This is a genomic window from Pseudonocardia sp. TMWB2A, assembly GCF_017312135.1.
Window position 1 is genome coordinate 2,943,925 of the sequence record NZ_QKQY01000002.1, and the last position, 21,179, is coordinate 2,965,103.

The window sequence follows — 21,179 nt, forward strand, 5'->3', positions numbered from 1 at the left end:
GACACCCCGGGGCCGTCGTGCGTCCTAGGCTCGGCACGTGGAGATCTGGCACAACCCGCGCTGCTCGAAGAGCCGCGCCGCCCTCACGCTGCTGACCGACCGCGGCGTCGAACCGACGGTGCGGCGCTACCTCGAGGACCCGCCGACCCGCGCCGAGCTGGAGCGGGCCCTGGCCGCGCTCGGCACCGAGGACCCGCTCGCGATCACCCGCACCGGCGAGCCCGCGTTCCGCGAGCAGGGCCTCGCCGGCGCCGACCGGGACACCCTGCTCGACGCGCTCGCCGCCGAGCCGAAGCTGATCGAGCGGCCCGTGGTGATCGACGGCGACCGGGCCGTCGTCGGCCGGCCGCCGGAGAACGTGCTGGGCCTGCTCGGCGACTAGCCCAGCGCCCGCCGCACGAAGTCGACCTCGGTCGCGATCAGGTCCAGCTGGTCGGACACCACCAGCGAGCCGTGCCCGGCGTCGAACCGGCTGACCTCGTAGGTCACGTCCCCGCGTCCGGCCAGCGCGTCCAGGTAGTTGTCGATCTGCCGGATCGGGCAGCGCGGGTCGTTCTCCCCGGCCAGCACCAGGACCGGTACGCGGACCTCGTCGACGTAGGTCAGCGGCGAGGCCTCCCGGTAGAGGTCGGGCAGCTCGTCGGGGGAGCCGCCGAACAGCGCCCGGTCGAACGCGCGCAGCTGCTCCATCTCGTCGGCGTAGGCGGCGACGTAGTCGGCCACCGGCACCCCGGCGACGGCCGCGGCCCACCGCTGCGGCTGCGTCCCGGCGGCGAGCAGCGACAGGTACCCGCCCCAGGACCAGCCGTCGACGGCGCAGCGGTCCGGGTCGACGGTGCCGTCGGCGACCAGCGCGTCCTGGACGGCGGCGACGTCCTCCAGCTCGGTCAGCCCCGGCCTGCCCTCGATCGCGTCCCGCCAGGCCGAGCCGTAGCCGGTGGAGCCCCGGTAGTTGACCTCGACGACGGTGAACCCGGCCTCGACCCAGGTCGCGCGGCCGGCGTCGAAACGGTCCTCGTCGGCGGCGTGCGGGCCGCCGTGCAGCACGAACACCGCGGGCGCCGGACGGCCGTCGACGCGCGGCGCCTCGGCGACCAGGCTGTGCACCTGCCCGGCCGGGACCCCGGTCCACACGTCGCGGACGGCGACCGAGCCGGGCGGGCGCTCGCCGGGCGGGGCGACCAGGACGTCGTCGGTGCCGTCCGGGCGCAGCGCCCGGATCTGCGACGGGGTGGCCGCCGACGACGCGGAGTACTCGACGGTGCCGTCGTCGCGGACCTCGGCGGACCCGACGCAGCCGGGCGCGGTGGGCAGCTCGGTCAGCTCGCCGGAGGCCAGGACGTAGCGGAACAGCCGGGTGCGGGCGGCGTGGGTGTGCGCGACGAGCAGCGCCGAGGCGTCCGGGACGAACCCGCCGACCAGCTCGCCGGGCAGGTCGACCGCGAGCTCGGTGACCTCACCGGTGGTCGGGTCCCAGACCAGAAGCTCGTCGCGTCCGCGGCGCTCGTGGCCGACGAGCAGCCGCTGGTCGCCCGCGAGGGGGGAGAACTCCAGCGCGGCGAGGCCGCGGCCGGGCCCGTCGTGCAGCTCGGCGACGGTGTCCCCGGTGGCGACGTCGAGCACCCGCAGCGACGGGTGGCGGGAGTCGCCGTGCTCGGAGTGCGAGATCGCCAGCAGCGTCTCGTCCTCCGACAGCGCGCCGACGCCCGCGTCCTCGGTGTGCCGGTAGATCTCCCGGGCGTCGGTGCCGGAGCCGCGCTCGTGCACCGACAGGACGGTGCCGTCGTCGGTGGACACCCCGATCGCGGTGACTCGGCGGCCGATCTCCAGGCCCGCCGGGTAGCCGTCGCCCGCGCCGGGGACGGCGGGCACGGTGTCGGTGCCCGCACCGGAGGACCACGGCTGGGCGACCCAGTGGCCGAACTCGTCGCCGTCGGTGTCGGCGAACCACCAGACGTGCCCGCCGTCCGGCGGCAGCACGGCCGAGGTGGTGCCGTTGCGCCGGTCGGTGACCTGGCGGTGCTCCCCGGAGTCGCGGTCCCAGGCGTGGATCTCGAAGGTGCCGGTCGCGTTGGAGACGTAGACCGAGCGGGCCGGTGCGTCGCGGGCCCAGCCGGGGCGCGACATGCGCGCCGCGGTGAACCGGGACCGCCAGCGCTGCTCGCGCTCGTCGTCGAAGAGCGTCGGGGGAACGGGGGCGCTGGGGTGCGGGCTCACGACCCGATCGTGCCGAACGCCACGAACGGGTGCACCGGGCGGGGTCGTCGGCCGCGCATCCGGCAGCATGGAGGCATGCGGAGACCGGCCCGGCTGCTGCTCGCCGGGGTGCTCGTCCTCTCCCCGGCCGCTGCGGGCTGCGGTGCGGTCGGATCGACCGCCGGCACCGTCGCGAGTGGCCCGACGGTCACCGCCCAGGCCGACTCGCACGGCCTCACCGCCGTCCGGTTCGACCACTCCGCGACGCATCCGGAGCCCGCCGTCCCGACGGTGCGGGTGCGCCGCGGGACGACGGTGGTGCTCACCGTCGGCAGCGACGTCGCGCGCCGGGTGCTGGTCCCGGAGCAGGGCCGCGCCGTCGACGTCAGCGCCGGGGGCACGGTCACCCTGCGCTTCCTCGCGCTGGGGACGTTCACCGTGCGGGTGGCCGAGCCCGGCGCGGTCCGCGGCGGGACGATCATCGGCCGGGTCGAGCCCTGGCACTGACCCGTCGGGGGGTCAGGCGAAGGCGTCGGCCCGGTCGGCGATGGCGCGCAGGCCCTCGGCGATGTCCACACCCGACGGCGCGGTGTCGGGGTCGAGCATCCACTGGACCATGAGCCCGGTGAGCAGCGCCTGGTAGACGGAGCCGAGCACGTGCACGCGGCGGTCCGCGGCGGCCGGGTCGTCGGGCAGCGTGTGGAAGGTCAGGGCCAGGCCCTCACGGACCTCCCGCTGGGCCTCGGCGAGCTTCGCGCGCAGCTCCGGCAGCCGCTCGGCCTGGGCGAGCGCCTCGACGTGGGTGGCCCACAGGCGTCGCTGGGTGGAGAACAGGCCGACCACCCGGCTCCAGGTCTCCTCGACCCGGCGCTGCGGGTCGGTGGTCCCGCCCGCGGGTTCGGCGAGCGCCCGGTCGAGCTCCTCGCCCCAGGCCGTCGTCGCCCGCAGCAGGGCCTCGGTGAGCAGGGCGTCCTTGGAACCGAAGTGGTAGCCGATGGAGGCCAGGTTCGTCCCGGAAGCGGCCACCACGTCCCGTGCGGTCGTGCGGCCGAACCCCTTCTCGTAGAGGCACTGCGCGGCCCCGTCCAGAAGCTCCTCGCGGTGTCCCATGATCGCGGAACCTATCGGGTCGTCACGGACGTCCGTACACCGGCCGTTCACCCGGTCTGCCACTGTCGTGCAACGCTTGCGTGACGCCGGTCACGGCGGGTAGGGACTGTCGTGGCGGTGTCCTCGACGGAGTGGGCACCGGACCGACGAGGAGTCACCGTGAGCAGACTGCGATTCGGCACCTTCCTGGCCCCGTTCCACCAGCCCGGTCAGAACCCCACCCTCGCGCTGCAGCGCGACCTCGAGCTCGTCGAACACCTCGACCGGCTCGGCTTCGACGAGGCGTGGATCGGCGAACACCACTCCGCGGGCTCGGAGATCATCGCCTCGCCCGAGATCTTCATCGCCGCGGCGGCGGAGCGGACCCGGAACATCAGGCTCGGGACCGGCGTCACCTCCATCAGCTACCACAACCCGCTGTGGGTGGCCGACCGCATGGTGATGCTCGACCACCTCACCCGCGGACGCACGATGCTCGGCTGCGGGCCCGGCTCGCTGCCCACCGACTCGTCGATGATCGGCCTGAACCCCACCGACACCCGTGAGCTGCTCGAGGTGAACCTCGACATCATCATGCGGCTGCTGCGCGGCGAGGTCGTGAACGCCGAGACCAGGACTCACAACCTGATCGACGCCCAGCTGCAGCTCGCGCCCTACAGCGACCCGTGCTTCGACATCGCGGTCGCCGCCGTCGCGTCCCCGACCGGGCCGCGGATGGCGGGGCAGCACGGGATCGGCCTGCTGTCCATCGGCGCCACCCTCACCCAGGACGGCTTCGACGCGCTGGCCCACCACTGGAGCGTCGTCGAGGAGCGCGCCGCCCACCACGGGCAGCCCGCGCCGGACCGCAGCAAGTGGCGCCTGGTCGGCCTCATGCACGTCGCCGAGACCCGGGAACAGGCCTACCGCGAGGTCGAGTACGGCATCGAGCACTGGTTCCGCTACTTCCAGAAGGTCGCGGCCTTCCCGCAGATGGCGGTCGAGGGCGGCGACGCCAAGGAGATGATCGACTTCATCAACGACGCCGGGATCGGCGCGATCGGCACCGTCGAGGACGCGAAGGCCCAGGTGCAGAAGCTCGTCGACCAGTCCGGCGGGTTCGGCGCGATGCTGCTGCTCGGCCACGAGTGGGCCAACCCGGAGGCGACGAAGCGGTCCTGGGAGCTCATCGCCCAGTACGTCGTGCCCGAGTTCCAGGGGCAGGCCGCGGGCACCCTGGCGGCCAAGGACCGGGCCAGCTCCACGCGCGAGAGGCACGCGCAGACCCAGCTCGACGCCGTCGACACCATGACCAAGCGCTACGAGCAGGAGAAGGCGGGCAGCTGACGGGCTCCGGCGCGGCGGCTACCGGCCGCCGCGCCGCGGGCGCCCCGCGCCCGCGACCCACAACGTCAGCAGTACCGCGCCGGACGGCGCGGAGAAGACCAGGAACCACCACGGGCTCAGGTCGGTCAGCAACGCCAGCACCGAGGTCCCGGCGGCGGCCGCGGCGGTGATGCACAGCCAGATGACCGTCAGGACCCGCATCGCGACGCCCCCGGCCGTCGCGGAGAACACCACACCGTCGCGCCGGGACGGGGCCGAGGAGGCGGGCAGGTCCCGGGTGACCCGGCCCAGGTCGCCGCGGGTGCGCATCCGCCAGACCTCGGTCAGGCGCTCGTCGTACTCGGCGAGGTCGAGGTAGCCCTCGGCGTGGGCGGCGCGCAGCCGGTCGGCGACGGCCTGGCGTTCGGCGTCGGAGATACGGATCTGCTCGGGTCCCACCACCTCGTCCACCTCCTCGATGATGCCTGTCCGCGCCCGGTCCGTGCCACGATCGCCGGTGTGGCGACGCGGGTGGTCCCGGCTCGGGCGCGGTTCGCGGCCGCCGTCGTCGGGGCGCGGCCCGGCACCCGTGTGCTGGAGGTGGGCTGCGGACCGGGGGCGGTGGCGTCGCTGGTCTGCCCGCGGCTCGACCCGGTCGCGGGCGGCGGGATGCTCGCGGTGGACCGCTCGGCCGTCGCCGTCGCGCGGACCGCCGAACGCTGCGCGGCCTTCGTCGACGCCGGCGTGCTCACCGTCGTGCGGTCCGACCTGGCCGGGCTGCGGATCGAGGACGGCACGGTCGACGTCGCGCTCACGGTGAACGTGAACCTGTTCTGGACCCGTGACCCCGGCCCCGAGCTGGAGGTGCTGCGCGCGCTGCTCGCTCCGGGAGGGGTGCTGCACGTGCTCCACGAGGGTGCTCCGCCCGCGGCCGTCGCAGCGGGGCTGCGCCGGCACGGATGGGACACGGTTCCGGTGTCCGGCGACGGCGGGGCCGGGGTGACGGGCCGGCCGGCCCGAGACGGGCCGGTGCCCGGCGGGACCGCCCCGCCGGGCACCGTGCCACGTGGGTCGGCTCACTCGCAGGCGATGCCGTCGCCGTCGCGGTCGAGGCCCGAGCGGTAGCCCGGGTCGCCGCTGCTCAGCGGGGCCGCCCCGGCGGCGCGGGCCGCGGCGCAGTTCTTGTAGTAGGCCGAGCCGCCGCCGGACGAGCCGGAGGACGACGAGCCGGAGGAGACCAGGGGCTGCGGCGCGGCCGGGACGTAGGGCCGGTCGACGTCGGTGTCGGCGACCAGCGGCGCGGCCGGCGGGGCGGACTCGGCGACCGGGGCGCTCTGCGGCACGACGACCGGAGCGGGCGGGACGGGCGGGGAGGCGGCCTCGCCGATCGTGATCGGGTCACCGGCGGAGGCGAGCGCCGCGGGGCCGGGCAGCTGGGTGGTGACGGTCCCGGCGGCGACCCCGGCGACCGAGCCGGTCGACGGGCCGAGGACGACCTCGGTGAACCCGGCGGCACGGAGCGTGTCCCGCGCCTGCACGTCGGTCATCCCGACGACGTTGGGCACCGTCAGCAGCACCGGCGCCGCCGGGGCGGCGGGAGCGGCCGGGGCCGCCGCGAGCTGTCGCACCGGAGCGGTGGCCGCGCCGACGATCCCGATGACGGTCATGAGCACGCAGAGCGCGGTGGCCGTCCAGCCGAGCACGATCCCGACCGTCGAGCGGCCCGGCGTCGACGCCCCGCCGGCCCGGAACCGGGCGCGGCCGGCGTGCGACAGCAGTGCGGCGGGCACCGTGACCAGCAGGCCGAACACCGGCACGAACCCGACCACCATGCCCAGCACCGACAGCCAGAAGCCCGCGGTCGCGGGGGTGTTCCCGCGGTGCGCCGGAACCGGCTCGGCGACGGTGGTCCAGGGCTGGGTGGCGGTCATGGGAGGTCCTCTCGACGTGGCCCGTCCGGAGCTGTCAGTGCTCCGACGAACGGCCTATCGAGAGGTGTGACGCGGCCATTACCGCCTGTCATCAGCGTTGATGACGGCGCCGACCACGCCGGGTCAGGGCGTGAGCACGAGCTTCCCGACCGCGGAGCGCTCGGCGTACGCGCGGGTCGCGGTCGCCGCGTCGGCCAGGGGCAGGGTCCGCGGGCGGGCCGGGTTCAGCTCCCCGGCACCGATCCGGCGCAGCACGTCCTCGGCCAGGTCCCGCGACGCGGCGGGGTCGGTGCGCGACCAGTCGCCCCAGTCGACGCCGACGACGGTCCGGTTCCGCAGCAGCACGACGTTCGCGGGCAGCTTCGGGATCGCGCCGGAGGTGAAGCCCAGCACGCAGAACCGGCCGCCGGAGCCCAGCGCCCGCAGCGCGGCCTCCGCGGCGTCGCCGCCGACCGGGTCGATCACGACGTCCGCGCCCCCGCCGGTGTGCTCGCGGATCGTGTCCTTGAGGGCGTCGTAGCCGACGGCGGCCTCGGCCCCGGCGGCGAGCGCGGCCGCGCGCTTGTCCGGTGTGGACGCGACGGCGAGCACCCGCGCCCCGGCGGCGCGGGCGTGGTCCACCGCGGCCTGCCCGATCCCCCCGCTCGCCCCGAGCACGACGACCCACTCGCCCGGGCGGACGGTGACCCGGTCCCGGAAGGCGAAGGCGATCGTCCCGTGGCTCTCCATCGAGCTGGCCGCGACGCCCGCGTCGACCCCGTCGGGCACCGGGACCAGGCGGTCCTCCGGGACGACGACGTGGCTGGCGAACCCGCCGAAGCTCGTGAGCAGGGCGGCGACCCGCCTGCCGTCCGGGGTCGTCCCGGAGACCGCGGTGCCGGGTGTGAACGGCAGCGGCGGTCGTAGCTGGTAGCCGCCGCGGGCGATCAGCCCGTCGACGAAGCTGACCGCGGCGGCCTCGACGGCGACGAGCACCGCACCCGGTCCCGGCTCCGGGGCGGGCTCCTCCACCAGCTCGAACCGCTCCGGATCGGCGAACTCCCGGCAGACCACCCGTCGCACCACGCCTCCTCGCGTCGCCCACTGCGTCCGTGGGCGAGCCTCGCACGCGGGTGCCCGGCGGTGATCGTCGGTGTGGCCGCGGTCATGAACCGCGCCGCGCCGGGTCGACCGGCGGCCTTCGTGATCCACTGTCGCCCGGGGCCCGGCCTTCCTCCCACCGGGCCCGCCGAGGGAGGAGCATGGTGGGCGTGTCGTCCGACCGCACGGAACCCGGGGCCGCGGACGACCTCCGGTCCGACGGCCGCAGTACGCGCTGGGACGCGCACCGCGCGCGCCGTCGGGAACAGGTGGTCGACGCGGCGCTGGCCGTGCTGGGCCGCGACGGGCAGGACTTCGGCCTGGACCAGGTGGCGCACGAGGCCGGCGTGACCAAGCCGGTGATCTACCGGCACTTCGGCGACCGGGCCGCGCTGCTCGACGCGATGGCCGAGCGGGCGACCGACCGCCTGATGGAACGGCTCATGCCCGCCATCTACCGGGAGAGCGCGGCGTGGACGCGCATCCACGACTCGATCGACGCGGTCATGGGCTTCCTCGACGACTCGCCGGGCGTCGACCTGCTGTTCCGCCGCCGCCTCCCCGGCCAGCGGGGCGAGGTCGTCGACGCGGGCCGGGAGTTCATCGCGTCCGCGCTGACCGGCCTGCTCGGGTCCTACGCCGAGATGCTCGACGTCCACGAGCCCGATCTGGTCCGGGTGTGGTCGCAGTCGATGGTCGGTGCGGTGCAGGCGACCGCGGAGTGGTGGCTGCGTGGCCGGACGACCGGGGACGCGCCGGGCCGCGACGTCGTCACCCTCCACCTGACGGACCTGATCTGGGCGCAGATCGAGGGCATGGCCCGGCGGCGGGGGTTGACTCTGAGTCCCGAATCACTACTCCCCGTGAGGGTTGAGCCGAAATAGGCGTTACTCCGCGTATAGGGTACCGTCGCGAGCCGGTCGCCCCGGCAGGTCTCGGACCCTCGTGGCGACCGCCGGATGTATCTGCGCACGGGCCCCGTCGCCGGGGAACTCCGGGCGCGCAGTCGTGCGGAGGGGGAGCCATGTCCGAGGGGGCGAACGGCGGGGGTCGGCCGGGTCCGAAACCGGTGCCGGTCGACGATCTGGCACCGGGTGGGCCGCGGGCGAAGGCCCAGGGCTGCCTGTGTTCGGTGCTCGCGAACGCGGCGTTCCGGGCCGGGGCCGAGAGCAGGCCCTGCATCGATCCGCGCTGCCCGATGCACGCCGACCCGTCCGAGGACTGAATCCCGCCACGGTGGGGCGCCTCCGGCGCTCCGCCCTTCCGGGCAGGGCGGGGTGCACCTCGGGGGATGTGTCCCCGCCCTGCCGCTTCCCATCCGCAGGAGACGATCGTGTTCGACCTGGAGCGCGTGACCGCCGAGCTGCACCGTGAGCTCGGGGCGGTCCGCGAGGAGCGCCCCGGTGTCCGGCACGCCGGGCTCGTCACCCAGCTGCGCCTGGCGGGGGAGGTCGGCGTCCGCGACGGCAGGACGACGATCCACGCCGAGTTCGACGCCCCGGCCCCCGCGCTGCGCATGCGCTCCGAGCTCGGGGCGCTGCACGGTCGCGGCGGGCTGCGGGCCGAGGTCGTGACCGGCGGCGGCGCGACCCTGCGCTACCAGGTGCGGGTCACGGCGCCAGGGACCGACCTGGCCCGGGCGACGGGTCTGGTCGACCGGACCGGACGGCCGGTGCTCGGGCTGCCACCCGCCGTCGTCGCGGCGGGGCCCGCCGTGGCCGCCGGGGTCTGGCGTGGGGCGCTGATCGCGCGGGGCCGGGTCGTGCGGCCGGCCGGGCGGGTCCGCCTGGTCGTCACCTGCCCGGGCCCGGCCGTCGTGCTCGCCCTGGTCGGGGCGGCCCGCGGGCTCGGGGTGCTGGCCGCGCCGCAGGAGACGGTGAGCGAGCACCGCGTCGTCGTGCGGGACCCGGAGAGCGCCGAGGCCCTGCTGCGCAGTGTCGGCGCGCCGGGCGTGGCCGAGGTGCTGAGCCGGGTCCCGGTCGCCCCGCGGGGCGCGACCACCGCGGACGGGTCGCTGCAGACGGTGAACGCCCGCCGGGCCGCGACGGCCGCCGCCGCGACGACCGAGCGGGTCCGGGTGGCGCTGCGCGCGCTCGGCGACGACGTCGCCCCCCATCTGCGGGAGACCGCGCTGCTGCGTCTGGAGCACCCGTCGCTGTCGCTGGCGGAGCTCGGCCGTCTCGCCGACCCGCCGCTGACGAAGGACACCGTCGCCGGGCGGCTGCGCAGGCTGGTCCGGCTCTCCGGTGTGGCCGGACCCGACGACGACTGAGTCCCGCCGCCACGATCCGCCCCTCCGGCGTACTCGGGGTACGGTGTGGACTCAAGCATTCGCCGCCTTAATTCGTCGAAATCGGGAGGTTGCTTTTCCATGCCTCGGTCCGACTCAGCCACCAAGAATCCAGAAAAGGGATACGTCGCACTTCTCGGGTGGAGCCTCAATGCGGTGGAGGCGATCGACCGCTTCGACCGCCGGTATGTCGTCGTCGCCCCGGACTGGGCCGAGGAATACTGCAAGGAACACGAGATCCCGTACGTCCCGTGGAACTTCGAGCGGCTGAACGACCGCTCGATGGAGATCGCGGAGACCTTGCAGGAGATGGGCGTCGACGTCGCCATCCCGCTGTTCGAGGAAACCGTGGAATGGGCCGGCGCGATCAATTCCGTGCTGCTCGACAACCCGCGGCTGTTCGGGCAGGCGATGCTGCTCCGGGACAAGGCGCTGATGAAGCGTCGCGCACAGCTCGGCGGAATCCGGGTGGGCATCTTCGAGGAGGCCCACGACCGTGACGACATCGTCCGTTTCCTCAAGCGCGTCAACCAGACCCTGCTGAAGCTCGACGGTGACCCGAACGACCCGATCCACATCAAGGCGTTCGACAAGGCGGGCTGCCTCGGGCACCGCGTGGTGCGCACCTATGAGGACATCGACAACATCCCGGACGAGGAGTTCCCGCTCCTGATGGAGTCCCACCTCGACGGGTGGGAGTTCGCCGTCGAGGCGTGGGTGCACAACGGGAAGATCAAGTTCCTCAACATCTCCGAGTACGTCACCCTCGGTTACTCGGTGTTCGTGCCGGCGACCCCGGAGCTGGAGAAGTACCGGCCCGCGATCACCGCGCAGATCGAGAAGCTGATCAAGACCTTCGACATCGAGTTCGGCTTCGTCCACCCGGAGTACTTCGTCACCTCCGACGGCGAGATGTACTTCGGCGAGGTCGCCTACCGGCCGCCGGGCTTCAAGGTCTTCGAGCTGCTGGAGCGCTCCTACGGCTTCAACGCCTACCAGGGCCTCGTGCTGGCGTTCGACCCGAAGACCACCGAGGAGGAGATCGACGCCTTCTTCCCGAAGGAGGTCGAGGGGGCTTCCGGCGTGGCCGGCTGCTTCGGGGTCTACCCGCGCCGCCGCGTCGTCAGCAGCCTGCGGATCCCCGAGGAGACCGAGGACGACGACTACTACGAGTCGCACGACCTCACGTCGCCGGTGGAGGAGACCGTGACGAAGAGGACCGCGTTCGGCACGCACTGGGGTCTGCTCTACTTCTTCGGGGACGACCCCTACCGGATGCGCGATCTGTTGAAGAAGCAGGAAGAACTCGACTTCTACGTCTGAGGGCGGGTACCCGCCCACGGCCGTGGAGCCCGAACGAGGGAAGCCGTGTGAAACCGACCGTCGACGTCGCGAGTGGGACCTCGGTGCTGGACAGGCGCCTGGTCTCGCTCGACGACGCCACCCGGGACCTGGCCCGGACCCCGGACTTCGGTAAGACGACGAAGATCCGCAGGGTTCTGGAGCAGCTCCGCCGCGTCCTGCTGCAGGACGGGGGCCCCGCCGCCGTGCAGGCCCGCGCCCGGGACCTGGAGGAGGCCGGCGTGTTCGCCGGCACCGACTGGGCCCAGCCGGACATCCTGGTCCCGGCGTTCGTCGGGGCGGGGCTGCACAGCGGCGCCGCCGACACGGTGGTGATGGAGGCGACCAGCGAGCTGCGGATGCTCGCGGTCGCCCTCGGGGAGTACGACCACCCCGCGATCGCGGCCGACGAGGCCCGTCAGTTCCTGTCCCAGGTGCTGGCGATGAACCTCGAGCTGCTGTTCACACCGCCGACCGAGGCGGAGCGGGTCCACGAGGGCCGGACGGCCCAGATGATCCGCGACCTGTTCCGCCACATCGCCGAGGGCATCGGCTACGACAGCGTCCTCGACAAGCTGGTCGACGAGATCTGGCGGATCCTGCGCCAGCGCCCGATCCAGGTCGACCAGGTGTCGTCGCTGATCACCCGGCTGTCGGTGTGGCGCGGCGACCCGAGCGTCGACCTGTCCTCCGGGCAGGGACTCGACCGGCTGATCACCGCGTTGTTCGGGACCACCGAGGCGAGCCGCGAGGACCCGGGGATCGACGTCTTCCGCTCCCGGCTGGAGGCGATGGACACCGGAGGCCTGCAGTACGAGGCCGCCGGGTTCGCCCGGGCCATGCACGACACCGGGCTCGTGTCGCCGTACCACGCGGAGCTGCTGCAGTTCCTGCGCCACGAGAGCGACTACCTGCTCGCCGAGGCGCTCGGGCTGTCCGACACCGGCAAGAACTGCCTGCTGCGCTTCCGGGACCTGGTGCACCGGCTGATCGAGGAGGCCGTCACCCCGCACACCGCGCAGTGCATCTACGGCCTGGCGCTGCTGCTCGACCGCGGCATCCTCTACGAGCCGCCGGTCGTGCCCGGGCTGTGGCGCCAGATCGCGCTGGAGATCGGCCCGGCCGCCCGGCAGCGCCTGGTCGCCGCGTTCGGCGAGCAGCCCGAGCCCGAGGTGCGGCTGCTGGCCGGCGTGCTGTCGATGCTGGGCCAGCCGCTCGGCGTCGGGCAGGGCGACAACCCCACCTGCCAGTCCGCGCGCGCCTTGTCGATGTGGGCCTACAACGACCCGGACTACCTGCTGCAGATGGTCGTCTGGGCGGCCCGCGACGACGAGATCGTCATGCACTTCGAGGGACAGCGGATCTCGTCGAAGGAGAGCGGAGCCGGGGTCGCGGAGAAGCTGCCGATCGACCTCGACCCGGTGTCGCTGGTCGTCGTCCCGCACCTGGACCGGATCTACGCCGAGATGGGCCGCCGCTGCTCCGACCGGCCCGGGGACCCGCACCGCTGGGTCAACCCGGAGTTCCACGGCTGGTGGGCGGCGCGCGGCTTCCACATCAACGTCGACGTCGGGACCGGCAACCTCACCGACCTCGACGCCTTCCTGCGCCAGTTCCACGCCGGCTACCACCCCGGGTACAACGGCGGCCAGCCGCTGATCCACCCGCAGCCCGCGGGCATCGCGGTCACCGACAGCGCCGCCCGCTACGTCGGCTGGCACGCCATCGCGATCCTGCGGGTCGCGCCGGACCCGAACGACGTGATGCGGGTGTACTTCTACAACCCGAACAACGACAGCGGGCAGGACTGGGGCGACGGCGTCGTCGTCTCGACGGCGGGCAACGGGGAACGCTTCGGCGAGGCGTCGCTGCCGTTCGACCAGTTCGCGTCGCGGCTCTACATCTTCCACGGCGACCCGCTGGAGCACGGGGAGCCCGAGCGCGTGCCCGCGGAGGACATCGCCACGATCGTCGGCTACATCGAACGCAGCTGGGGGGCCGACCGGCTCCCCGCCGGTGCGGCGCTGCAGGCCTCCGACGGCCCGGCCCCCACCGGCTGACCCCGCCCGTGGGTCGGGTCGCGGTGCCGACCGCGCTCGGTGCGGCCGGGTCCGTCCTGCTCACCGGCGGGGCCTGGGCGGTGGTCCGCTGGCCCGGCTCGACGGTCGCGCTCGGCGCCGCCGTCGCCGGGGCCGGGCTCGTCGTCGTCGCCTGGCTGCTGCTGGTGCGCGCACCGGTGGTCCCGGCGCAGGCGGTGCGGGCGCTGCTCGCCTGGGCCACGCCACTGCTCGTCGCACCGCCGCTGTTCTCCCGCGACGTGTACAGCTACCTCGCCCAGGGGATGGTCGCGCTCGGCGGCGCCGACCCGCACCGGACCGGTCCGGCGGCCGGGCTGCCCGCCGGGTCGCCCGTCCTCGCGCGGGTCGACGGCTACTGGCGGGAGACGCCGTCGCCGTACGGGCCGGTGACCGACCTGTGGCAGAAGGCGGTCGCCGCCGTCGCCGGGGACGGGGTGGTCGCCGGGGTGGCGGCGTACCGGCTGCTCGCCGTCGTCGCGGTGGTGGGGATCGGGTGGGCGGTGGTGCGCCTGGCCCGTGCCCACGGGATCCCACCGGGGACGGCGCTGGCGTGGGGGGTCGCGAACCCGCTGGTGCTCTGGCACGTCGTCGGCGGGATGCACAACGACGGCCCGATGCTCGCGCTGCTGCTCGTGGGCCTCGCCGTCGGGCTGCGCGGGCCGTGGGCGGCGCTCGCCGCGGGCGCCGCGCTCGTCGCGCTGGGGGCGTTGGTGAAGGCCCCCGCGGCGGCCGGGCTCGTGGTCCTGGCGGTCGCCGCGGCCCGGTCCGCGCCCGGCCGTACCCACCGGTGGGGGGCGGTCGCACTGGTCGCGGGGGTGGCCGCGGCGGCCGCGCTCGCGGTGTCGGCCGTCGACGCCGGCGGAGGGAGCTGGCTCGGCGCGGTGTCCGCGCCCGGGCAGCTGTTCAGCTGGATGGCGCCCACCAACTGGGCCGCGGCGCTCGCGGGCGTGCTCGGCGCCGACCCGGCCACGGCACTGACGGCGACGCGGACCGCCGGGACGGTGCTCGCCGCGCTGCTCGCCGCCGGGGTGCTCGTCGCGCAGGCCCGCGGCCGGACCGGTGCGACGACGGCGCTCGGCCTGGTGCTCGGCGCCGTCGTCGTGCTCGGGCCGGTGCTGCACCCGTGGTACCTGCTGTGGGCCCTGACCCCGCTGGCCTGCGTGCCGCTCCCGCCGCGGCCGCGGGCGGCGCTGACGGGCGTCGTGGCGCTGTTCGCGGTGCTCGTGCCGCCGCTCGCGGGGGACTTCTCCGGGCGGCCGATGCAGCTCGTCGCCGCCTACGCGGGCGCGCTGCTCGTCGTCGCGGTGGTGGGGGCGGTCGCCGCCCGGACCCGCGCGCGGGCCCGCGCCGCGGCCGGATCATGCTGACCGTGTGGTGAAGGCACTCGCGCTGCGGATCGCGGCGGTCGTCGTCGGCGGGGTGCTGCTGCACCTGGCGTTCCCGCCGCGCACCGTGTGGTGGACCGCGATCGTGGCGTTCGCGCTGCTCTGGTGGGCACTGTCCGGGGTCCGGGTGCGCCGCGCCGCGCTGCTCGGGGCGCTGTTCGGGTTCGCCTTCTACCTGGCGCACCTGATGTGGATCCAGGACTTCCTCGGCCGCGACTACGGCCCGTTCCCCTGGGTGGGGCTGTCGCTGGTGATGGCGGGGTTCCCGGCGCTCGGCGGCGCGCTCGTCGCCCTCGCCGCCCGGCTGCCCGCCGCGCCGGTGTGGGGTGCGCTCGCGTTCACCGCGCAGGAGTGGCTGCAGAGCCGGTTCCCGCTCAACGGCTTCCCCTGGGGCCGGGTCGCGTTCGGGCAGGTCGACGGGCCGTTCCTGCCGCTGGCCGCGATCGGTGGGGCCCCGCTGGTGTCGGTCGCGGTGGTCGCGGCCGGGTTCTGCGGGGCGGCGTTCCTGCAGCGTCCCCGCCGGGTCGTCGGCCTCGTCCCGGTCGCGGCGGTCGTGCTCGTGCTGCTCGCGGTGCCGACCCCGCCCGTCGACGCGCAGGACGGCACCCGCACCGTCGCGGTCGTGCAGGGCAACGCCCCCGACATCGGGCTCGGCCTGTTCAACGCCGGTCGGACCCTGCGCGCGAACAGCCTCGCCGAGACCTCCGTGCTGATCGACCGGGTCCGGTCCGGTGCGGTCCCGCGGCCCGACCTCGTCGTGTGGCCGGAGAGCTCGCTGTCGACCGACGGCGTCGATCCGGCGGTCGACCGGGTCGTCGACGCGCTCGGCGTGCCGTTCTTGATCGGCACCAACTACGAGGCGAGCGCGACCGACACCGAGAACGCGGTGGCCGTCTGGAACCCGGGGACCGGGATGGGGGAGCGCTACGCCAAGCAGGAGCTCGTGCCGTTCGGCGAGCGCATCCCGCTGCGGGCGGTCACGCAGTACCTGACCCCGTTCGTCGCGCTGGCCGACTTCACCCCCGGTACGGCGCCCGCGGTGCTGCCCGTCGCGGGCACCCGGGTGGCGACGGCGATCTGCTACGAGACCGCCTACGACCACGTGCTGCGCGACGGCGTCGCCGACGGCGGTTCGCTGCTGGTCATCCCGACGAACAACGCCTGGTACGGGCGGAGCGAGATGACCTGGCAGCACCTCGCGATGTCGCGGCTGCGGGCCGTCGAGCACGGGCGGGCCGCGGTCGTCGCGGCACTGTCCGGGGCGAGCGCGGTGATCCGGCCCGACGGCTCCGTCGTCGCCGAGACCGGGCTGTACACCGCGGACACCCTGGTCGAGCAGGTGCCGCTGCGCACCGGCCTGACGTTCGCGACCCGCTGGGGGGCGTGGTTCGAGCACGGTCTGGCGCTCGCCGGGCTGCTCGCGGCGGCCGCCGGGTTCGGATGGCGACGCCTGCGGGCGGGCGTCCGGTGACCGCGGCGGCGGGCCCGGCGCGGCTGTGGGTGGGGCCCTGCTGGGCCGTCCACCTGGGGCCGATGCTCGGACTCGACGCCCACCGGGGTGCGGTGGCGTGCCTCGCGGTCGGTGTCGACGACGACCTGACCGTGCGGGTCGACGGCGCCCCGGACCGCACGGCGCGGACACTGCTGGTCCCGGCCGGACTGCGCCACCGGATCACCGGCGGCGCGCACCGGGCGGCCTTCGTGTTCCTCGAGCCCGGTCGCGGGCCCGCCGGGATCGTGACCGGGCACCCGGCCGAGCCCGACCTCGTCGCCTGCGCGGTCGACGGCGACGGGCCGGGGCTGCGGCGGATCCTGGTCGACAGCGGTACGGCGCCGGACGCCCGCGCCGAGCCCGACGCCCGCATCGCGCGGGCGATCGCGGCCCTGCACCGGCCCGGCGGCCCGGACCTGCCGACCGGTGACCTCGCGGCGGCGGCCGGGCTGTCGCCGGGCTACTTCGCGCGCCTGTTCACCCGGCAGACGGGGGCCGGTCTGCGGGCCTACCGCAGGTGGGCGCGGATGCGGATCGTCGCGGGCGTCGTGCGCGACGGCGGGGACCTCACCCGGGCCGCGGCCGACGCCGGTTTCGCGACGCCGTCGCACCTCGGGCTGGCGTTCCGCCGGATGTTCGGCCTGCCGCCCGGACGGCTCTTCCGGTCGGGGCTCGACATCCGGGTCGTGCCCGGTCAGGTCGCGGCGACGACGACCAGCGCCCCGGCCGTGACCGTCTCGACCAGGCCGTAGAACCAGATCGGGTAGAACGCGGTGGGCCGGTGGACCAGCCGGGACAGCACGCGTCCGACGGCCATCCCGCCGAGCGCGAAGGCGACGGTGAGCACCACACCGATGCGGAGCCCGGGGACGGCGAGGGCCAGCCCGAGCACGGCCGCGATCGCCAGGCCGAACCCGCCGTAGACGGCGCGCACCTCCGACCTGCTCTCCGGGCCGTCGGCCACCAGCCCGAACGGCCGGACCAGCGCGGCCGGCGCGGCCAGCGCGTACCCGCCCATGAGCAGGAAGAAGATGCCGACCACGACGATGATCACGATCATCGCTCCTCCGTCTCGGTGCTCCTCCGGCGTCGGCCGGAGGCTTGTCAGGACGTGGGCGAGCCTGCCGGGAACGGGAGCGGTCCGCCGTCACGGATCTGCGCGATCCGGGGCGGGGCCGGGTCAGCCGGTGAGGGCGCGGCGCATGACCACCCGCGGGAACCCACCGGACACCCCGGTGGTCTCCGCGGCGAACGTGAACCCGCCCGCCTCGAACAACGCGCGGGTGCCGACGTAGGCCATCGTCAGGTCGACCCGGGCGCCCCGGTTGTCCACCGGGTAGCCCTCGACGGCCGGCGCCCCCTGGTCCCGGGCGTACGCGACGGCTCCGGCGAGCAGGGCACGCGCGATGCCGCGGCCCCGGTGCCCGGCGCGCACCCGGAAGCACCACACCGACCAGACCGGGAGGTCGTCGACGTGCGGGATGGTGCGGGAGCGGGCGAACGGCAGCTCTGCGCGCGGGGCGACGGCGGCCCAGCCGACGGGTTCGCCGTCGTCGTGGGCGACGACGCCGGGGGCGACCGCGCGGGTCGTCAGCTCCCGGACGTACTCGCCCCGGGCCCGGCCGGTCAGGGCGCGGTGCGTCGCCGCGGGCAGGCGGTGCGAGAGACACCAGCAGACCGATGCGTCGGGGTCGCGCTTCGGGCCCAGCAGGGTCGCGAGGTCCTCGAACGAGGTGGCCGGACCGACGACGAGGGGCACCGGCGCAGGCTAGTCGGGGAACGCCTCGGCGAGCATCCGGTGTCCGTGGGCCTCGAACGGCCCGTCGCCGACCTTCAGGGCCCAGGTCGCGGTGCCGACGGCCTCGGCGATCCACTCCCGGCGCCACGGGCCGGGCTCGCGCGGGTCGCCGCCGTAGCCGTCGTGGTGGGCGGTCTCCAGCGCCGGGTCCCACCGGAACTGGCGGGCGGCCAGACGCACCAGGTCGGTGGGCGCCGGGCGCAGCGCCGCCCGGCCCAGGTCGATCACGGCGACGGCCCCGTCGTGCACCAGCCAGTTGCGTGGGTGCCAGTCGCCGTGGGTCGGGACGAGCCGGGCCGGCGGGGTCGGCCAGCCGGCCACCTCCGCCCGCAGCCGCGCGAGCAGCCCGGGGGCGATGCGGTGCGGACGCCCGAGCCTGGTCAGGACGGTGTCGCGCAGCCGGGCGCCGTACCCCTCGTCGACGACGGCGGGCCGGTCGTGCAGCAGCGCCAGCAGCTCCCCGGCCCCGCGGTAGGTCGAGGGCTCGTGCTCGGCGGGCGTGTCCTGCACCAGGGTCCCGGGCAGGTAGCGGGTGACCAGCAGCTTCGCGTCGGCGTCGGCGTGGCGGAGCTCCGGCGCGCGACCCCGGGCGACGAGCGGGGCCAGCCACTCGCGGTGGGCGCGCAGCTCGCGGGCGATGTGGGTGTCGGCGTCGTCGCCGGCCTTCACGATGAGGTCGGCGCCGTCGTGACGGACCCGCAGCACGGTGGTCCCGACCAGACCCCAGCCGTGGTCGGCGACGACCTCGTGCCCGGGCAGCCGGCTCTCGAGCAGCGCGGCCTGGCGGGCGGACAGCGGCACGCCGCCACGGTAGCGGCCCCGGAGACGCCGATGACGGCATCCCCGCGTGGGGGATGCCGCCATCGGACGGAAGAACAGGGCCCGGCACGTCGGCCGGGCGGGTGCGTCCTTAGCGGACGGTCACCGAGGAGGCCTGCGGGCCCTTGGCGCCCTGGGTGACCTCGTAGGACACGGCCTGGTTCTCCTGGAGCTCCTTGAAGCCCGAGCCGTCGATCGCCGAGTAGTGGACGAACACGTCGGCGCCGCCGTCCTCGGGGGCGATGAAGCCGAAGCCCTTCTCGGCGTTGAACCACTTCACGGTGCCGTTGGTCATGGTGACTCCTTGTAATGCAGCATTCGGACGGAACAACCACGTCGTGCGGCTGCCCGGGTCAGAGGAATTCCCAGACGGCAGCCAGCTTCAGCTACACCAAAGACAGCGAATCCGCCCGCATCATCATTCTGCGAGCGCGCTTGAGACACGAAACTCAGAACTACGGTGACCGAGGACGACGCTACCGCAGGGCGCGGTGTCGACCAAACAATTGTTCACCCCGCGGTGCTCCGGCGGGCCGTCCGGAGGGTCACGACCTGCCGATCGTCACGCTCGGCGTGACTCTGATCACTCGGCGGTCGCCACCCCGGCACGGTCGGTGCCGGGGCGACGACCCGTCGTCGTGTGGTCAGGCGTCGGCCGCGGCCCGCTGGCGCACCGCGATGGGTGCCCCGGCCAGGTCCTCCTCGTTGCACAGCAGCTTGAGCTCGTAGTACGCCGCCTCGGACGCCTCGTTGTAGTCGAGGTGGATGGCGATCACGTCGACCGGCTCACCCAGCCAGGACTGGGTCTCCCGCAGCCACTGCGCGGCGCGCTCCAGTGCGGTCGGGAGGTCGTTGTCGCGGAACTGGACCGGGCGGAACGGTACGTCCTGGATCCCGTCGAGCTGGTGCGCCGGGCGGGGGAGGCCACCGGCCAGTCCCGCGTCGTCGAGATCGAGCGCTACCGGGTTCTCACTCATCCCGTCAGGATCGCGCATCACACCCCGTCGTCGCACCCCACCACGCCCGGCGGGTCGTCAACGGCGCCGTAGCCGGCTGTGGCCCTCGGCGAGCCGTCCCAGGTTCAGCAGCTGCCGCCGGGCCATCACGAGGTCGCCGACCGACACCAGCGGCGCGAGCACGCGGGTGCCGCCCATGACGACCTTGAGCAACAGGCGGGTCGTGTCCGCCCCCTGCGGCACGAGGACGTAGGACATGACGGCGCCCAGGACGCTGCCGGTGAGCTGCACCCCGGGGTCGACCGAGAGGATCCGGCCGAGCCGCCGTCCGCCGGTCGCGGTGAAGGTGTCCCCGACCTGCGGTTCCGGGAGTCCCACGAGCTCCTGCGGGGACCGGCGTCCGAGGTTGTCGACCCAGTCGTAGGAGTACGGGGCGAGCCGGATCTGGGCGACCCACGGCCAGACGGCGGCGGCCGGCGCGGCGACGGAGACGCCCCGCCACGCCTGCAGCGTGGGAGCCGGGACGAGCTCGTCGCACGGGTAGGGGCGGGTGGTCTCGGCGTCGCTCACGCCCCAGCGGTCACCGATCACGGGTCCATCGTGCACCCGGCGGCCGTCCGCCGTCCGCGCCACGAACTGCGCGATCGTCGTCACGGCCCGGGGTCGGCGGCCCGGACCGCGTACCGCGCCGTCGTGGTGCGCACCCCCTCCTCGACGACGCGGGAGACCCGGTCCGCGTCGACGCTCCAGTCGGGCAGGAGGAGCGCGGGCCAGAACAGGGCGTTGGAGATCATCCCGAGGAACTGGGTCGTCGCGAGCTCGGGATCGTCGATCCGGGCGGTCCCGGCCTCGTGCGCGGCGGCGAGATGGCGGCGGACCGTCTCGAAGTAGGGCAGCTTGCCGAGCGAGAACTGTGCCCGTGCCAGCTCCGGGAACCGGGGGAGCTCGGCGATGACGATGCGGAACAGATCCTGCATCTCCTGCCGTCCCAGCAGCGCCGCGTACCGGTGGCCGAGTGCGAGGAGGCCGGCGGTGAGGTCGCCGGTCGGGACGTCCGCGCCGCTGTCGCCCTCGTCCCAGGTCGCGGTGATCATGGCCTCGAACAGTGCGGCCTTCGTCGGGAACTGCTTGAACAGCGTCGCCCGCGAGACCCCCGCCTCGTCCGCGACCCTCGCGAGCGACGTGCGGTCGTAGCCGGACGCGAGGAAGAGCCTCGTGGCCGCCTGCACGATCAGGGCGCGCTTCTCCTCCGCCATACGCCGGTGGTACGTCGGCACGGGGGCATCCATCGTCGTATCGTACCGAGGTGAGTCACTTGACTCACCTCTCCACGGCTCCTACCTTCGGTCACGAGGTGAGTGGATCGACTCACCACTGCGACTCGGAATCCGGGAGAAC

General features: G+C 74.6%; 24 protein-coding genes. 12 read left to right on the forward strand and 12 right to left on the reverse strand.

Annotated elements, in window-relative coordinates; genetic code table 11:
* Positions 1 to 37 precede the first annotated feature (37 nt).
* On the forward strand, positions 38 to 382 hold the full coding sequence (gene arsC / locus DMP17_RS28735; RefSeq protein ID WP_337831134.1) for an arsenate reductase (glutaredoxin): 345 nt from the start codon (positions 38 to 40) through the stop codon (positions 380 to 382).
* On the opposite strand, the gene DMP17_RS28740 is transcribed toward arsC, so the two are convergent.
* Positions 379 to 2,217: a prolyl oligopeptidase family serine peptidase gene (locus DMP17_RS28740; RefSeq protein WP_337831135.1), complete on the reverse strand. Its 1,839-nt coding sequence runs from the start codon at positions 2,215 to 2,217 to the stop codon at positions 379 to 381. The genes arsC and DMP17_RS28740 overlap by 4 nt on opposite strands.
* Before the next feature lie 75 nt (positions 2,218 to 2,292).
* Here DMP17_RS28740 and DMP17_RS28745 point away from each other — a divergent pair, with 75 nt between their 5' ends.
* Positions 2,293 to 2,703: a hypothetical protein gene (locus DMP17_RS28745; RefSeq protein ID WP_226354780.1), complete on the forward strand. Its 411-nt coding sequence runs from the start codon at positions 2,293 to 2,295 to the stop codon at positions 2,701 to 2,703.
* A 12-nt stretch (positions 2,704 to 2,715) separates the two neighbouring features.
* Here the strand turns inward: DMP17_RS28745 and DMP17_RS28750 are convergent, their stop codons facing one another.
* Complete coding sequence (locus DMP17_RS28750) at positions 2,716 to 3,306, reverse strand: TetR/AcrR family transcriptional regulator (protein ID WP_062399584.1); 591 nt, start codon at positions 3,304 to 3,306, stop codon at positions 2,716 to 2,718.
* Between the two features lie 159 nt (positions 3,307 to 3,465).
* On the opposite strand from DMP17_RS28750, the gene DMP17_RS28755 reads away from it, so the two are divergent.
* Positions 3,466 to 4,632: an LLM class flavin-dependent oxidoreductase gene (locus DMP17_RS28755; RefSeq protein ID WP_337831136.1), complete on the forward strand. Its 1,167-nt coding sequence runs from the start codon at positions 3,466 to 3,468 to the stop codon at positions 4,630 to 4,632.
* Positions 4,633 to 4,650: 18 nt separating this feature from the next.
* Here DMP17_RS28755 and DMP17_RS28760 read toward each other — a convergent pair whose 3' ends face one another.
* Complete coding sequence (locus DMP17_RS28760; protein WP_226364732.1) at positions 4,651 to 5,082, reverse strand: DUF1707 SHOCT-like domain-containing protein; 432 nt, start codon at positions 5,080 to 5,082, stop codon at positions 4,651 to 4,653.
* Positions 5,083 to 5,130: 48 nt separating this feature from the next.
* Between DMP17_RS28760 and DMP17_RS28765 the strand changes: the two genes are divergently transcribed.
* Entirely contained in the window at positions 5,131 to 5,736 is a 606-nt protein-coding gene (locus DMP17_RS28765) for a class I SAM-dependent methyltransferase (RefSeq protein WP_337831137.1), read from the forward strand.
* Here DMP17_RS28765 and DMP17_RS28770 read toward each other — a convergent pair.
* Together DMP17_RS28770 and DMP17_RS28775 are read right to left on the reverse strand one after the other, a co-directional pair.
* Entirely contained in the window at positions 5,688 to 6,542 is an 855-nt protein-coding gene (locus DMP17_RS28770) for an excalibur calcium-binding domain-containing protein (protein WP_337831138.1), read from the reverse strand. The two genes, DMP17_RS28765 and DMP17_RS28770, sit on opposite strands and share 49 nt — an antisense overlap.
* Before the next feature lie 123 nt (positions 6,543 to 6,665).
* Entirely contained in the window at positions 6,666 to 7,604 is a 939-nt protein-coding gene (locus tag DMP17_RS28775; RefSeq protein WP_337831139.1) for an NADPH:quinone oxidoreductase family protein, read from the reverse strand.
* Between the two features lie 188 nt (positions 7,605 to 7,792).
* Here DMP17_RS28775 and DMP17_RS28780 point away from each other — a divergent pair, with 188 nt between their 5' ends.
* The 8 genes from DMP17_RS28780 (at position 7,793) to DMP17_RS28815 (ending at position 16,960) form a co-directional block, all read left to right on the forward strand.
* Positions 7,793 to 8,506 (forward strand): TetR/AcrR family transcriptional regulator, encoded by a 714-nt coding sequence (locus DMP17_RS28780; protein ID WP_226364730.1) that lies wholly within the window; start codon positions 7,793 to 7,795, stop codon positions 8,504 to 8,506.
* A gap of 140 nt (positions 8,507 to 8,646) precedes the next feature.
* A complete protein-coding gene (locus DMP17_RS28785) occupies positions 8,647 to 8,847 on the forward strand; it encodes a hypothetical protein (RefSeq protein WP_062399600.1) in 201 nt (66 codons plus the stop codon).
* Positions 8,848 to 8,955: 108 nt separating this feature from the next.
* Positions 8,956 to 9,894: a DNA-binding protein WhiA gene (gene whiA / locus DMP17_RS28790; RefSeq protein ID WP_226354788.1), complete on the forward strand. Its 939-nt coding sequence runs from the start codon at positions 8,956 to 8,958 to the stop codon at positions 9,892 to 9,894.
* Between the two features lie 99 nt (positions 9,895 to 9,993).
* Positions 9,994 to 11,235: an ATP-grasp domain-containing protein gene (locus DMP17_RS28795; RefSeq protein WP_062399604.1), complete on the forward strand. Its 1,242-nt coding sequence runs from the start codon at positions 9,994 to 9,996 to the stop codon at positions 11,233 to 11,235.
* Between the two features lie 47 nt (positions 11,236 to 11,282).
* Positions 11,283 to 13,313, forward strand: a complete 2,031-nt coding sequence (locus DMP17_RS28800) for a hypothetical protein (RefSeq protein WP_226364729.1) — start codon at positions 11,283 to 11,285, stop codon at positions 13,311 to 13,313.
* A gap of 8 nt (positions 13,314 to 13,321) precedes the next feature.
* Positions 13,322 to 14,698: a polyprenol phosphomannose-dependent alpha 1,6 mannosyltransferase MptB gene (gene mptB / locus DMP17_RS28805; protein WP_337831140.1), complete on the forward strand. Its 1,377-nt coding sequence runs from the start codon at positions 13,322 to 13,324 to the stop codon at positions 14,696 to 14,698.
* A gap of 4 nt (positions 14,699 to 14,702) precedes the next feature.
* Positions 14,703 to 16,187 carry an apolipoprotein N-acyltransferase gene (lnt, locus tag DMP17_RS28810; protein WP_337831141.1) on the forward strand — a complete coding sequence of 495 codons (1,485 nt, stop codon included), beginning with the start codon at positions 14,703 to 14,705 and terminating at the stop codon, positions 16,185 to 16,187.
* Positions 16,157 to 16,960 (forward strand): helix-turn-helix domain-containing protein, encoded by an 804-nt coding sequence (locus DMP17_RS28815; RefSeq protein ID WP_337831142.1) that lies wholly within the window; start codon positions 16,157 to 16,159, stop codon positions 16,958 to 16,960. Before lnt ends, DMP17_RS28815 begins: the two co-directional genes overlap by 31 nt.
* Here DMP17_RS28815 and DMP17_RS28820 read toward each other — a convergent pair.
* The 7 genes from DMP17_RS28820 to DMP17_RS28850 form a co-directional block, all read right to left on the reverse strand.
* Complete coding sequence (locus DMP17_RS28820) at positions 16,903 to 17,268, reverse strand: DUF4345 family protein (protein WP_337831143.1); 366 nt, start codon at positions 17,266 to 17,268, stop codon at positions 16,903 to 16,905. The genes DMP17_RS28815 and DMP17_RS28820 overlap by 58 nt on opposite strands.
* 120 nt (positions 17,269 to 17,388) lie before the next feature.
* The gene (locus DMP17_RS28825; RefSeq protein WP_226364724.1) at positions 17,389 to 17,967 is read right to left on the reverse strand and encodes a GNAT family N-acetyltransferase; all 579 of its coding nucleotides are present in this window, start codon (positions 17,965 to 17,967) and stop codon (positions 17,389 to 17,391) included.
* Positions 17,968 to 17,976: 9 nt separating this feature from the next.
* Positions 17,977 to 18,807, reverse strand: a complete 831-nt coding sequence (locus tag DMP17_RS28830) for a phosphotransferase (protein ID WP_226354795.1) — start codon at positions 18,805 to 18,807, stop codon at positions 17,977 to 17,979.
* A 109-nt stretch (positions 18,808 to 18,916) separates the two neighbouring features.
* Positions 18,917 to 19,120: a cold-shock protein gene (locus DMP17_RS28835; RefSeq protein ID WP_226353718.1), complete on the reverse strand. Its 204-nt coding sequence runs from the start codon at positions 19,118 to 19,120 to the stop codon at positions 18,917 to 18,919.
* A 349-nt stretch (positions 19,121 to 19,469) separates the two neighbouring features.
* Positions 19,470 to 19,802: a hypothetical protein gene (locus DMP17_RS28840; RefSeq protein WP_062399612.1), complete on the reverse strand. Its 333-nt coding sequence runs from the start codon at positions 19,800 to 19,802 to the stop codon at positions 19,470 to 19,472.
* 57 nt (positions 19,803 to 19,859) lie between these two features.
* Positions 19,860 to 20,372, reverse strand: a complete 513-nt coding sequence (locus DMP17_RS28845; protein WP_226353719.1) for a polyketide cyclase — start codon at positions 20,370 to 20,372, stop codon at positions 19,860 to 19,862.
* Positions 20,373 to 20,431: 59 nt separating this feature from the next.
* Positions 20,432 to 21,070: a TetR/AcrR family transcriptional regulator gene (locus tag DMP17_RS28850; RefSeq protein ID WP_226364722.1), complete on the reverse strand. Its 639-nt coding sequence runs from the start codon at positions 21,068 to 21,070 to the stop codon at positions 20,432 to 20,434.
* Positions 21,071 to 21,179: the final 109 nt, after the last annotated feature.

Excerpts from the sequence above, each read along its gene's own strand:
- DMP17_RS28745 (WP_226354780.1), top strand. The coding sequence starts at position 2,293 with ATGCGGAGACCGGCCCGGCTGCTGCTCGCCGGGGTGCTCGTCCTCTCC.
- DMP17_RS28750 (WP_062399584.1), bottom strand. The coding sequence starts at position 3,306 with ATGGGACACCGCGAGGAGCTTCTGGACGGGGCCGCGCAGTGCCTCTAC.
- DMP17_RS28770 (WP_337831138.1), bottom strand. The coding sequence starts at position 6,542 with ATGACCGCCACCCAGCCCTGGACCACCGTCGCCGAGCCGGTTCCGGCG.
- DMP17_RS28785 (WP_062399600.1), top strand. The coding sequence starts at position 8,647 with ATGTCCGAGGGGGCGAACGGCGGGGGTCGGCCGGGTCCGAAACCGGTG.
- DMP17_RS28795 (WP_062399604.1), top strand. The coding sequence starts at position 9,994 with ATGCCTCGGTCCGACTCAGCCACCAAGAATCCAGAAAAGGGATACGTC.
- DMP17_RS28815 (WP_337831142.1), top strand. The coding sequence starts at position 16,157 with ATGGCGACGCCTGCGGGCGGGCGTCCGGTGACCGCGGCGGCGGGCCCG.
- DMP17_RS28820 (WP_337831143.1), bottom strand. The coding sequence starts at position 17,268 with ATGATCGTGATCATCGTCGTGGTCGGCATCTTCTTCCTGCTCATGGGC.
- DMP17_RS28835 (WP_226353718.1), bottom strand. The coding sequence starts at position 19,120 with ATGACCAACGGCACCGTGAAGTGGTTCAACGCCGAGAAGGGCTTCGGC.
- DMP17_RS28840 (WP_062399612.1), bottom strand. The coding sequence starts at position 19,802 with ATGAGTGAGAACCCGGTAGCGCTCGATCTCGACGACGCGGGACTGGCC.
- DMP17_RS28850 (WP_226364722.1), bottom strand. The coding sequence starts at position 21,070 with ATGGATGCCCCCGTGCCGACGTACCACCGGCGTATGGCGGAGGAGAAG.